The sequence below is a fragment of the Streptomyces sp. NPDC044002 genome (assembly GCF_056434525.1).
In genome coordinates this window covers 25,849-37,702 of sequence record NZ_JBWKEZ010000064.1, presented here as the reverse complement: position 1 = coordinate 37,702, position 11,854 = coordinate 25,849, and the positions used below count along the sequence as shown (strand labels likewise).

General features: G+C 73.8%; 13 protein-coding genes and 1 pseudogene. 7 read left to right on the top strand and 7 right to left on the bottom strand.

Features of this window, described 5'->3' with window-relative positions; genetic code table 11:
- Window positions 1-276: 276 nt before the first annotated feature.
- Window positions 277-1,314, bottom strand: coding sequence for a rod shape-determining protein (locus tag AC07A6_RS33540; protein ID WP_362460925.1), 1,038 nt, complete (start codon window positions 1,312-1,314; stop codon window positions 277-279).
- A 222-nt stretch (window positions 1,315-1,536) separates the two neighbouring features.
- Between AC07A6_RS33540 and AC07A6_RS33535 the strand changes: the two genes are divergently transcribed.
- Window positions 1,537-2,241 (top strand): esterase/lipase family protein, encoded by a 705-nt coding sequence (locus AC07A6_RS33535; RefSeq protein WP_478779628.1) that lies wholly within the window; start codon window positions 1,537-1,539, stop codon window positions 2,239-2,241.
- Window positions 2,242-2,256: 15 nt separating this feature from the next.
- Here AC07A6_RS33535 and AC07A6_RS33530 read toward each other — a convergent pair whose 3' ends face one another.
- Window positions 2,257-2,835, bottom strand: coding sequence for a hypothetical protein (locus AC07A6_RS33530; protein WP_478779627.1), 579 nt, complete (start codon window positions 2,833-2,835; stop codon window positions 2,257-2,259).
- Between the two features lie 78 nt (window positions 2,836-2,913).
- On the opposite strand from AC07A6_RS33530, the gene AC07A6_RS33525 reads away from it, so the two are divergent.
- Window positions 2,914-3,594 (top strand): SCO2400 family protein, encoded by a 681-nt coding sequence (locus AC07A6_RS33525; protein WP_478779626.1) that lies wholly within the window; start codon window positions 2,914-2,916, stop codon window positions 3,592-3,594.
- A gap of 227 nt (window positions 3,595-3,821) precedes the next feature.
- Here AC07A6_RS33525 and AC07A6_RS33520 read toward each other — a convergent pair whose 3' ends face one another.
- Entirely contained in the window at window positions 3,822-4,244 is a 423-nt protein-coding gene (locus tag AC07A6_RS33520) for a MarR family winged helix-turn-helix transcriptional regulator (protein ID WP_125816509.1), read from the bottom strand.
- Between the two features lie 96 nt (window positions 4,245-4,340).
- Here AC07A6_RS33520 and AC07A6_RS33515 point away from each other — a divergent pair, with 96 nt between their 5' ends.
- From AC07A6_RS33515 to AC07A6_RS33505, 3 genes and pseudogenes are all read left to right on the top strand, one after another.
- Window positions 4,341-5,363 carry an NADP-dependent oxidoreductase gene (locus AC07A6_RS33515; protein WP_478779625.1) on the top strand — a complete coding sequence of 341 codons (1,023 nt, stop codon included), beginning with the start codon at window positions 4,341-4,343 and terminating at the stop codon, window positions 5,361-5,363.
- A gap of 65 nt (window positions 5,364-5,428) precedes the next feature.
- Window positions 5,429-5,854: an organic hydroperoxide resistance protein gene (locus AC07A6_RS33510; RefSeq protein ID WP_007263921.1), complete on the top strand. Its 426-nt coding sequence runs from the start codon at window positions 5,429-5,431 to the stop codon at window positions 5,852-5,854.
- 89 nt (window positions 5,855-5,943) lie between these two features.
- Window positions 5,944-6,768, top strand: a pseudogene (locus AC07A6_RS33505) (EI24 domain-containing protein); the annotation flags it as partial.
- Window positions 6,769-7,105: 337 nt separating this feature from the next.
- On the opposite strand, the gene AC07A6_RS33500 reads toward AC07A6_RS33505, so the two are convergent.
- Window positions 7,106-7,999 (bottom strand): imine reductase family protein, encoded by an 894-nt coding sequence (locus AC07A6_RS33500; protein ID WP_478779624.1) that lies wholly within the window; start codon window positions 7,997-7,999, stop codon window positions 7,106-7,108.
- Window positions 8,000-8,097: 98 nt separating this feature from the next.
- Here AC07A6_RS33500 and AC07A6_RS33495 point away from each other — a divergent pair, with 98 nt between their 5' ends.
- Window positions 8,098-8,442 (top strand): winged helix-turn-helix transcriptional regulator, encoded by a 345-nt coding sequence (locus tag AC07A6_RS33495; RefSeq protein WP_362461020.1) that lies wholly within the window; start codon window positions 8,098-8,100, stop codon window positions 8,440-8,442.
- A 91-nt stretch (window positions 8,443-8,533) separates the two neighbouring features.
- Window positions 8,534-9,244, top strand: coding sequence for a hypothetical protein (locus AC07A6_RS33490; protein ID WP_478779623.1), 711 nt, complete (start codon window positions 8,534-8,536; stop codon window positions 9,242-9,244).
- Window positions 9,245-9,270: 26 nt separating this feature from the next.
- Here AC07A6_RS33490 and AC07A6_RS33485 read toward each other — a convergent pair whose 3' ends face one another.
- Genes AC07A6_RS33485 through AC07A6_RS33475 form a run of 3 tightly spaced genes read right to left on the bottom strand, consistent with a single transcriptional unit; the run spans window position 9,271 to window position 11,809 of the window.
- A complete protein-coding gene (locus tag AC07A6_RS33485) occupies window positions 9,271-9,987 on the bottom strand; it encodes a carbon-nitrogen hydrolase family protein (protein WP_478779622.1) in 717 nt (238 codons plus the stop codon).
- 4 nt (window positions 9,988-9,991) lie between these two features.
- Window positions 9,992-11,179: a low temperature requirement protein A gene (locus AC07A6_RS33480; protein ID WP_478779621.1), complete on the bottom strand. Its 1,188-nt coding sequence runs from the start codon at window positions 11,177-11,179 to the stop codon at window positions 9,992-9,994.
- A gap of 54 nt (window positions 11,180-11,233) precedes the next feature.
- Window positions 11,234-11,809: a TetR/AcrR family transcriptional regulator gene (locus tag AC07A6_RS33475; protein WP_362460954.1), complete on the bottom strand. Its 576-nt coding sequence runs from the start codon at window positions 11,807-11,809 to the stop codon at window positions 11,234-11,236.
- Window positions 11,810-11,854 lie beyond the last annotated feature (45 nt).

The window sequence follows — 11,854 nt, the reverse complement described above, 5'->3', positions numbered from 1 at the left end:
GGAGGGGGTACCCCTCCCCCCCCCCCCCTCCCCCCCCCCCCACCCCCCCCCCCCCCCCCCCCCCCCCCCCCCCCCCCCCCCCCCCCCCCCCCCCCCCCCCGTACCGGGCCCCGCACAGCTCGGTGGCGGAGTCCACGACGTGCTGGAGGGTGGTGTGCAGCTCCAGTTCGGAGCCGACGCTGAGCACGGCCTCCAGCAGTACCGGGAGGCTGCTGGACGGCGCACCGGCCCCGCCGGAGTCGTCCGCGGGACCGGCCCCGGCGGGTCCGTCCAGGGTCATCCGGCCAGCGGGTTGAGGACCATGGGGGCGATCTTTCCTTCCAGCATTGCGCCGAGTCCCAGCACGGCGCACACGTCGGGCCGTTCGGCGATGGCCACGGGCATTCCGGTGGAGTCGCGCAGCATCTGGTCGAGGCCCGGCAGCAGGGCGCTGCCACCCACCATCATGATCCCCCGGTCCGTCAGGTCGGCGACCAGGTCGGGCGGGCAGTCCCGGAGCACCTTGCCGATGCCGTCGAGGACGGCCGTGAGCGGGGTGTGGATGGCGTCCCGGACGGCGGCGGTGTCCACGTGGACGGAGCGGGCGAGTCCGGTGGCCACGTCGAGGCCGTGGATCAGGGTGGAGGGGGGGCCGTCGGGGGTGATGCCGTTGCCGTGCAGGGCCAGCTGGAGGGGGCGTACGGCCTGGCTCGGCAGCATCAGCTCGTGGGTGTGGCGCAGGTGCTGGACCACGGCGTGGTCGATGGCCTCGCCGCCGACGGGGATGCGTTCGGCGGTGACGATCGAGCCGAGGGAGAGCACGGCGATCTGGGTGGCGGCCGCTCCGCACACCATGATCATGGTCGCGGTCGGCTGTTCCACGGGCAGGCCGCAGCCGACGGCCGCGGCGATCAGGGTGTCGACGAGTTCGACGCGCCGGGCGCCGAGGCCGACCATGGTCTCCACGGCCGCCCGCTGGGCGAGCGGGTCGGCGTCGTGCGGGGTGCAGCAGGCGGCGCGCAGCCGGGGCTTGCGGCGCAGGGCGCGGCGCAGCTTCTCGCCGAGCAGGTGACGCAGCATCCGCTGGGCCATCTCGATGTCGACGACGGTGCCGCCGGAGACGGGGCGTGCGACGCGGATGTAGTCGGGTGTGCGTCCGGTCATCCGTTCGGCGAAGGTGCCGACGGCGATGAGGGCGCCGGTGCGGGTGTTGACCGCGGCGACGCTGGGCTCGTCGACGACCAGTCCGGCTCCCTTGACGTAGACGCGGGTCCTCGCGGCTCCCAGGTCGACGGCGACGTGGCAACGGCGCAACTGCTCAAGACTTACGGTCACGGCAGATCCTCCCGAGAGCGCTGACGAAGGATGAGACCGGCGGCTGCCGATCGCATTCCATATCTTCTCGGATAAATAGGACATATCGCCCGTTGGAATGCTCCGGGCGGGGCGTGTCGTACGGGTGAGGGGTGCTGCACGGGGGTGGATTTCTGTACCGACAGGCAGCAGCATGCGCGGACCACCCGCGCTACTCACCCGTAACAAGGTAAAGGGGACCCGATGCTGACGCCCCGCCAGAGAATCCTGGCGTTCCTGACCCTCTGCCTGGCCCTCCTGGCGCCCTTTCCGGCCCAGGCGGCCGCCGGGCGGGTGGCCGACACGCCGGCCGCCGCCCGCAATCCGGTGGTCTTCGTCCACGGCTACAACGCCGACCCGGGGGTCTGGGGGTCCCTGCGCGAGGACCTGAGGGCCGACGGCTACGCGGACTCCCAGCTCTTCTCCTTCGGCTACGACACCCACCAGTCCGTCAACGAGGTGCTCTCCGGCCGCCTCGCCGCCTACGTCGACCAGGTGCGGCAGCAGACCGGCGCCGCGCGCGTGGACGTCGTGGGGCACTCCTTCGGATCGCTCGTCAGCCGCTGGTACGTCAAGTACGGCGGCGGCGCCGCGACCGTGGACCACTGGGTCTCGCTGGCCGGCCCCAACCACGGCACCTCCACCGCCTGGGCGTGCGCGCTGTGGGATCAGGCGTGCCGTGACATGACCCCGGGCTCGTACGTGGTGAAGAATCTGGCGGCGGGCGACGAGACGCCGGGCGCGGTCAAGTACGCCACCTTCTGGTCGGAGTGCGACGAGGTGGTCAACCCCGACAGCAGCGTCCCGCTCTCCGGCGCCCTCAACACGCCGGTGGGCTGCCTGAAGCACAACGACCTGCTCGGTGACGACGCCACCTCGGCCGGGGTCCGCGCCTTCCTGCGCTCCTAGACCGTCAGGTCCTGCCTAAGCCTCCTCCACCCGCTGGAGCAGCCCGTACGTGAACTCCGCGACCAGCGGCCGGCCCGACGCGGTGAACGCGAGGCGCCAGCGCGTCGGCGCCGTGCCCTCCATCGGCCGCGCCGGCGCGAAGGCCCGGGCCACCTCGTCCACCGTCGCCGACCAGGGCAGCAGGTCCCCCGCCGTCTCCAGTGCGGGCCCCCGCGCGCCCGGGGCCCGGACCAGCCACTCGTTCCACACCGCCCCGTCCGGCGCGGCCAGCACCTCGAACCGCAGCTCCGGCCAGAGCGGCACCGGCCACAGCAGGGCCTCGCACTCCAGGTCCCCGATCCGGCGCGGCTCCGCGGTCTCCGGCGGGCCGAGCACCGACCGGTAGCGCGCCAGGGCCCCGCGGGAGCGGGGCGAGCGCACCATCGCCTGCCAGCGCCGGTTGGCCTCCCGCTGCTCCGCGAGCGAGGCTCCCAGGCGCAGCCGGGCCTCCTCGGCGAGGCCGGGCTGGAAGTCCGCCATCCTGCGCAGGAGCACCAGCTGGAAGGCGGCCGGCCCGAAGACGCCCGGCCGTCCCGGATACGGGGTCGATGTCATGGACGGAACGATTCCACACAGGATCCTTACGATCCCGGAATGCTTATGTTGCCGGGGACCGCATAGTTTGTGGGCGCCATGAACTACTTCTGCCCAGCATGTCAGAGGCACCTCAACGGCGCGCTCGCCTGCGCCGGGTGCGGAACCCCGGCCGAGCACCTGGTGGTCGCCGCGCCCAGCGCGCCCGCCCGGGGCCCCGAGCCGCAGCCCGCGCTGGCCGAGGTGTTCGCCGATTCGCTCGTCGTGCTGTCGGGCCCCCACGAGGGCCGCGCGGACACCCGCAAGCGGGCCGCCACCCGCCGCAGACGCGGCCGGGGCGTGCTGGCGCTCGGCCTGGGGGTGGTGCTGGCGGCCGGGGGCTCGATCGCCGTGGCCCGGATCGTCGGCGACGACGAGGGTGTCGACCGGGCCGACAAGGTGGTGCTGACCGACAACGGGCCCAAGCAGCCCGACGCGCTGCCGAGCGTGGCGGGGCCGTCCGTGCCGGCGGTCCTGCCGAAGGCCTCCGGCGGGCCGGCGAAGACGGCCCGGCCCAGCGGGAGCCCGAGCGCCTCCGCGACGCCTTCGGCGAGCGCGAGCGCCTCCGCCTCGGGGGCGACGCCCTCGCAGAAGGGTTCCGGCGGGGGGACGGCCGTAAAGCCGACGGCGTCGGGCAAGCCGTCGGCCGGCACTTCCGGTACGTCGAAGCCGCCCACGTCCAAGCCGAAGCCCAAGCCGACGCCGACCGAGGACGACGACTGCTGGCTGTTCTGCTGGTGAGGTGACCCTCCCGGCCGGCCGGGGGCCGCACCGCGGCGCCCGCCGGGCGGTCGTGTTCCCGGCGACCCGACCCGGCGGTGGAGCGGCCCTGCCGACGCGGCGACCCGGCGCGGCCGTCGGACCGGCCCGGGGTCGCGGCACGCGGCCGTGTGACCGGGGCCTGAGGCGGGCCCGGCCCGGCAGAGCCCCGCCGGGCGGTACCGCCCGGCCCGCCCCCCGGCCCCCGCCTAGGCCAGCATCCGCCTGAGCAGGTCGCGCAGGGACGTGCGCTCCTCCTCCGAGAGTCCGGCCAGCGGCTCGCGTGCGAAGTCCAGGGACTCGCGCAGCCGCTCCGCGGTCTCCACGCCCTCCTCCGTGGGGGCGGCCAGCTTCACCCGGCGGTCGGCCGGGTCCGGGCGGCGTTCGACCAGGCCGCGGGTCTCCAGCCGGTCGATGATGCCGGTCACGTTCGAGGGCTCGCAGCGCAGCTTCTGCGCGATGCGCCGCATGGGCAGCGGCTCCAGGGAGAGCAGGTTCAGCACCTTGGCCTGGGCCCCGGTGAGCTGGTGGCGGGCGGCCGCCTCCTCGTACTCCATGTGGTAGCGGGCCACCACATCGCCGATGAGTTCGACGACCTCGACGGTCACTGGGTCTGCGCGACGACTGGGCATGCATTCAGCGTAACCGTTTACTTGACAACATGAAATATCCAGGAGCATGGTTGTTTCACGTTCTGAAGTAATTCTTCGTTCTCCCTGGAGTCCCTCATGTCTCAGATCCCCGCCGTCAGCCGCGAGTGGCACCTCGTCCGCCGTCCGCAGGGCTGGCCCGTGGCCGAGGACTTCGCCCTGCGCGAGGTACCCGTCTCCGCCGAGCCCGCCCCCGGCCGGATCCTGGTGCGCAACCTCCACATGTCGGTGGACCCCTACATGCGCGGCCGGATGAACGAGGGCAAGTCCTACATCCCGCCCTTCGAGCTCGACCAGCCCATGCAGGGCGGCGCGGTCGGCGAGGTCGTCGCCTCCGCCGCCGAGGGCTTCCAGGTCGGCGACCACGTCCTGCACCCCCTGGGCTGGCGCGAGTACGCCGACGTGGACGCGCAGCACGCCACCAAGGTCGACGCCTCCCTCGCCCCGCTCTCCGCCTACCTCGGCGTCCTCGGCATGCCGGGCCTGACCGCCTACGCGGGCCTCTTCGAGGTCGCCTCCTTCAAGGAGGGCGACTCCGTCTTCGTCTCCGGCGCGGCGGGCGCGGTCGGCAGCCTCGTCGGCCAGTTCGCGAAGATCAAGGGCGCCTCGCGGGTGATCGGCTCCGCCGGCTCGGACGAGAAGGTGACGCTCCTCACGGAGAAGTACGGCTTCGACGCCGCCTTCAACTACAAGAACGCCCCCGTCGCCGAGCAGCTCCCCGCGGCGGCCCCCACCGGCGTCGACGTCTACTTCGACAACGTCGGCGGCGACCACCTGGAAGCGGCCATCTCCGCCATGAACGTCCACGGCCGCGCCACCCTCTGCGGCGCCATCGCCGGGTACAACGACACCGTGCCCGCCCCCGGCCCGAGCAACCTGATGATGGTCATCGGCAAGCGGCTGCGCCTCCAGGGCATCCTCGTCGGCGACCACTACGGACTGCAGCAGCAGTTCGTCAAGGACGTGGCCGGCTGGCTGGCCTCCGGCGAGCTCCGCTACGACGAGACGGTCGTCGAGGGCGTCGAGAACGCCGCCGAGGCCTTCCTCGGAATGCTGCGCGGGGAGAACACCGGAAAGATGATCGTTTCCTTCTCGGGTTAGGCTCACTCCACGACCGTCGCGATCGTGGGCGCGCATCGCGGCGATTCATCTGGAGGAACTGCTTCATGTCCATCACGCAGACCGACGTCGCGTACACGGCCGTCGCCACCGCCGAGAACGGCCGTGACGGCCGCGTCGCCACCAACGACGGCCAGCTCGACGTCGTCGTGAACCCGCCGAAGGAGCTCGGCGGCAGCGGCGCCGGCACCAACCCGGAGCAGCTGTTCGCCGCCGGCTACAGCGCCTGCTTCCAGGGCGCCCTCAGCGTCGCCGCCCGCAACGAGAACCTCGACGTCACCGGCTCCACCGTGACCGCCGAGGTCGGCATCGGCAAGAACGACGAGGGCTTCGGCATCATCGTCAAGCTGACCGCCTCGATCCCGAACGTGGACGCCGCCACGGCCAAGGACCTGGTCGAGAAGGCCGACCAGATCTGCCCGTACTCCAAGGCCACCCGCGGCAACATCACGGTCGAGCTGAACGTCGCCTGACGTCCGCGACCGCGTCGCACGCCTGGTGAAGGCCGCACCCCCCAGGGGGTGCGGCCTTCGCCGTATCCGGCCACCCATAAACTGGCCACATGCGTGATCTTGCGGGGGGCTTCCGGTACTTGCTGGCCGGACAGAGATGGGTGTTCCGGAACGGCCGCTGGCTGGGCTTCGGCCTGCTGCCGGGCCTCGTCGCGCTGGCGCTGTACGCCGCCGCGCTCGTCGGCCTCCTCTACGGCGCCGACGACTTCGTCCGGTGGGCCACGCCCTTCGCCTCGGACTGGTCCTCGGGCTGGCTGAAGCTGTTCCGGGGCTTCCTGACGGCCGTGGTCGTCTCCCTCGGACTCTTCCTCTCGGTGATCACCTTCACCGCCGTGACCCTGCTGGTCGGGCAGCCCTTCTACGAGTCCCTCTCCGAGCAGGTGGACCGGACCGAGGGCGGCGAGGTCCCCGAGTCGGGACGCTCGTTCTGGGAGGACCTGTGGATCTCCGCCCGGGACAGCGCGCGGCTGCTGGTGCGGGTGATGCTGTACGGGATCCTGCTCTTCGCCCTCGGCTTCATCCCGGTGATCGGGCAGACCGTGGTGCCGGCGATCGGGTTCTGCGTGTCCGGCTTCTTCCTCACCCAGGAGCTCACCTCCGTCGCCCTCCAGCGGCGCCGGGTGGACCTGGCCGAGCAGCTGGTCCTGCTGCGCGCGCGGCGGGCGCAGGCGCTGGGCTTCGGCGTGCCGCTGGTGCTGGCGTTCCTGATCCCGTTCGTCGCGGTGTTCCTGATGCCCGGCGCGGTGGCGGGAGCGACGCTGATGGCGCGGGAACTGGTCGGGGCCGATTCCTCCGAGGGCGGGTCCGAGGACGAGCCGGACGGCGGTGACGGGCCCGGCGGGCAGCAGTACGGCACGGGCCCGGCGGCGCCCCAGGGGCCGTACGGGCAGCAGCCGTCGTACGGGCAGCCGCAGCCCGGGCAGCAGCAGTACGGCCATCCGCAGCCCGGGCAGCAGTACGGCCAGCAGGCGTACGGACAGCAGCCCTACGGGCAGTCCCAGGCGCAGGGCCCCTACGGTCAGGCCCCCAACCCGTACGCGCAGAACCCCGGCCCCTACGGCCAGGCCCCCAACCCCTACGGCCAGGGCTGACCGGGGCTAGGGGGTGTCCGCAAAGTCGCGCCGTCCGCCCGAAGGGCGGGCCCCGCGGCGTCCGGTGCGGCGAGAGCGCGTGCCGGGCGTCGCGGGGCAGGCGAGACTTTGCGGACACCCCCTAGCGCCGCCGCAGCAGGGTGATCGCCCCGGTGTTGTCCTCGCCCGCGTGGGCCGCCGGGTCGGCCTCCAGCCGCTCGCGCATCAGGTCCAGGTACGGGCTGATCAGCTCGGCGCTGACCCCCTGCTCGGCTGAGGTGCGCAGCAGGGTGCCGCTGCCGGCGACCTGCATGGCCAGGCCGGACACCACCCCGGTGGTGAAGTCCCGCGTGGCCAGCCGCTCGGCCGCGTTGCCGACGAAGAAGCCCATCGCGCCCAGCCACTCCGACAGCAGCGGCGCGAGGGACCCGGGGGCGACGTCCTCGCCCTCGATCAGCGCGTAGGCGTGCGAGACCCCCGCGAACAGCCCGTACATCGCACTGAGCAGCGCGATGTCGTGCAGGGCCGCGTGGCCGGGGTCCTCGCCCACGAAGCGGGCTCCGGCCGGGACCTCCAGGGTGGCCCGGTGGGTGTCGAAGAGGGCGCGGGAGCCGCTGTGGAAGACGTACGCGCCGGATCCGGGGACGCCGATCATCGCGGGCGTGGCCATGATCCCGGAGTCCAGGAAGCGGGCTCCGCGGGCCTCGGCCCAGGCGGCCCGGGCGCGGCCCTCGGCGGGGGTGCCGGTGGTGAGGTTGACCAGGTCCTTTCCGGTCAGGTCGACGCCGTCGAGGGCGTCCCCGACGCTCGCGTCGTCGAGCAGGCAGAGCACGACGAGGGTGTTCGCGGCGACGGCCTCGGCGGGGCCGGCGGCGACGGCCGCGCCCTCGGCGGCCAGGGCGTCGGCCTTGGCGGCGGTGCGGTTCCAGACGGTCAGGGGGTGCCCGGCGGCGAGCCAGGTGCGGGCCAGGGCGGTGCCCATGTCGCCGAGGCCGAGCAGGGTGAGCGGACGGTTCGTCACGTGTGTGTCGGTCATGCCGTTTAGCCTGGTGGCGGGCGGTGACGCGCTCAAGTACGCACTTCGGAGTGGGTGGTTACCCCGAGGTGAGCGAGCAGGTGGGAGGGGTGTGCGCGATGGCGGTGGCACGGCGGCCGGGGGCGGATCACTGCGGGATCGCCGCGGCGATGGCGGTGATCGACGGCAAGTGGAAGGTCTCCCTCTTGTGGGAGCTGGAGCGCAGTCCGCACCGCCGCTTCGGCGAACTGCGCCGGCTGGTCCCGGGGGTTTCGGAGAAGGTGCTCGCAGCGCAGCTGCGCGAGCTGGAGACCGACGGCATGGTCCACCGCGAGGTGTACGACGAGGTCCCGCCCCGCGTGGAGTACTCCCTGACCCCGCTCGGCGAGGAGCTGAACGGCGCCCTGGAGGCGCTGGGGGAGTGGGGCAGGAAGCGCCTCCTCCCGGACTCGGCCCAGGCCTAGGCCGTCTTCCGGAGCGTGCCGGGTCCGCCTAGGCTCGCAGTGTTGCGTCGCGAAGTGACCTGCTCGCTCCCGGCATCCTGAGGCGGCGCCCATGCCCGGCTGGATGGACCTGGCGTACACGACGGCCGGCGGAGTGGTCGGCGCCGCGGTGACCAACCACCTCTCCAGGACCCAGGAACGCCGGGAGCTGCGGGCGGCGGTCATGCAGCAGCTGCTCCGCGTCGAGGCGGTGCGCGACGAGGTGTACGGCATCGTGCCGGGCCGGCGGGAGGGCCCGTCGCGGCAGCCGGCGGGGGTGCGGGCGCCCGTCGCGGCGCGCTTCGGGGCCGTGGCGGTCCTGGAGGACGGCCGGGACGCCGAGCGGGTGCAGCGGGAGGCGGTCGCGGAGCTGGTGGCGGCCGCCCTCTCGGCCGGTGTGCCCCGCCGGGTCCTGGACTTCGCGGGAGGCGGCGCGGAGCGTGCCCTGCAGTGCGAGGTCGTCCGGGAGGTCGACGCCCGCCTGGGCGGTGTCCTCGGTGCGCCGCTCGACGAGCTGACGGTGGCCTGCGAGGAGTACCGGCAGGCCACCGCCCGGTTGCTGCTCGGGGCCCTGTGGCAGCCGTGGCGGAAGCGCCTCCGGATGCGGGGGCGCCTGCGCGCGCTGCGCCGGGACGCGGCAGCCCTGCACCGCATGCAGGAGGCGGCGGTGTCCGCCCTGACGGGGCCGCGGCACCTCGACGCCCTCGCCGAGCGGCTCCGCGAAGGTCTCCCGGGCCCGGACCCGGGCCCGGGCCGTGCCGACGGCCCGGGACCTGCGGCGTAGGGCGGGGGAAAAAGGGCCCGGAGCGCTCAGGCCGCCGGGACGTCGGCCGTGACCACGTCCGGGCCGTCGGTGCCGGCCTCGGCGAGGAGGGTGCCGTCCGGGGACCAGACGGCCGCGCCGCCGCAGCCCGTCCAGGGGCCCGCCGGGCCGACGTGGTTGGCGAGGACCACGTACAGGCCGTGCTCCTTCGCGATCCCCGGGTACACGGTGGCCCGCTCGGCGATGCCGTCGCCCGTGCCGTACAGGGAGCTCGCCAGGTGCACCGTGCAGCCGTCGGCGGCGGCCCGTTCCGCGAGGTCCGGGAAGTGGTTGTCGAAGCAGACCCCCAGCGAGAAGCGGACGCCGCCGAGCTCGAAGCGGCCGTCGGCGGTGCCCGCGGCGAAGGCGCCCCGTTCGTGCTGGTAGAGGTGCTGCTTGGCGTACGTCGTCACGTGCGCGCCGTCCGCGTCGTACACCAGGGTCGCGATGGCGGGCAGCGGCCCGTCGGTGCGCAGGGCGGCGTTGACGGCCACGGCGAGGCCGGCGGAGCGCAGCCCGTCCAGGCGGGGGTCCTCGGCGTCGGCCAGCCACAGGCCGGGGTCGGCGGCCAGGGGCTCCAGCTCGTACCCGGTGAGCGTGAACTCCGGGAACACCACCAGCTCCGCGCCCTGCGCGCGGGCGCGGGCGGCGAGGGCGGCGGCGTTCGCGGAGTTGGCGGTGACGTCGGCGGGGACGCAGGTCAGCTGGGCGGCGGCGATCTTCATGCCCTCAGGATGCCAAGGCCTCCTCGGCCCCCTCGGCCCGGCCTCCGGGCAGCCGGCCCTGCCGGCGCACCAGGGCCAGCTCCACCAGGTTCAGGGCGGTGACGACGAGGGTCAGCAGCGCGAGGGCCCCGAGGGAGGGAAGCAGCGCGGCCGCCGGCAGCAGGGCCAGTACGGCCGCGGCCGCCGCCAGCCGGGTCACCGACCAGGAGCGGAACAGGTGCCAGCGGGTGTAGCCGAAGGTGGCGAGGAAGAGGGCGCAGCCGCCGTACAGCAGGGCGGCGACGCCGAGCGGGAGCCGGGCCCCGGGGTGGGCGACGGCCTCGGCCATGCCGACGGCCACCGCGATGACCGAGGCGATCAGGGAGAGGTGCCCGTACGACAGGACCTGCCGGGCCACGTCGGCCCGTACGGCGGCGGTCTCCAGCCCGTGCCGGACGGCTCCGGCGGCCAGGTGGAAGTACACCCACCACAGGCTGCAGACGAGGACGAAGGCCACGGCGACGGCCGTCAGGGCGCCCGCGTCGAGGTCGGGGGCGGTGGCGACCGGGGCGCCGACGGCGACGATGGACTCGCCCAGCGCGATCATCACGAACAGGCCGAACCGCTCGGCGAGGTGGCCCGAGTCGAGGTTCAGCCGGACCATGCTGGAGCGGGTCAGCCGGGGCGCGGCCAGGTCCACGGCGGCGGCCAGGGTCCACAGTCCGACGCGGAGCCCGCCGTCGAGGAAGGCTCCGGCCAGCATGAGCGGCCCGCTGATCAGCACGGACAGGGTCACCGGGGTGGGCCGCAGGCGGCGGCTGCGGCCGTGGGCGAGTGCGGCGAGCACCAGGCGGGCGCAGAAGTAGGCGCCGGCGAGGAGGATCCCGCGGTCCCCGAAGGCCTCGGGCAGGGCGAGGGCCATCATCAGGCCGCACAGTCCGGCCGTGAAGAGGGCGATCCGGTTCAGCGGCCGGTCCGCGTCGTGGGTGTTGGCGTGGATGGTGTTGCCCACCCACACCCAGTAGACGGGCACGAAGACGATCAGGGCGCGGCCGGTGCCGGCCCAGCCGTGGTCGTGGTGCAGCAGGGCGGAGACCTGGGTGACGGCGAAGACGAGCACCAGGTCGAAGAACAGCTCCGACCAGGCGACCTTCTTCTCGGGCTGCTCGTGCGCCTCGGCCGTGCCGTGTCCGGTCGGCTCGCGTGACTCCATCTCGTGTCCCCCCACTAGAAGTTCGGGGAAAGGATGCCCGGTGGGGCGGCGCGGCTATGCGCCGGGGCCCCTCAGCAGGGTGATGAACGAGCGGAACGCGGCGGGCATGTCCACCGATTCCGGGGCGAGCAGCCACTGGTACTGGAGGCCGTCCATCACCGCCGTCAGCAGCGGAGCGGCCTGCTCCGGGGTGAGGCCGGAGGGGAGCCGGTCGCCGAACTCGGTGCGCAGCAGTGCGGCCATCTCCGCGCGCACCTGCGCGTACCGGTCGGTGAAGAAGGCGCGGGCCGGGTGGCCGTCGGTGACGCTCTCGCCGAGCAGGGCCGAGAAGGTCTGCACGATGCCGGGGCGCATGGCGTTGTACTCGACCAGCGACTCCAGCAGGTCCAGGCGCCAGGTCCCGGCGGTGGCGCGCGAGCCGCCGCCGGTGTCCCAGCGGTCGCGTTCCTCCAGGACGGCGACGAGCAGGGCCTCCTTGGTGGGGAAGTAGTGCAGCAGCCCCTGCTGGGTGAGGCCCACGCGTTCGGCGACGGACCCCAGGGAGGCGCCGCGGTAGCCGCGTTCGGCGATCACCTCGACCGCCGCGCGGACGATCTCGCCGCGCCGCTCCTCGCTCTTCGCTCTGGCCATCGCCCGGCACCCCTTCCGCTCTCACCTGCCAGCAGGACCGTACGG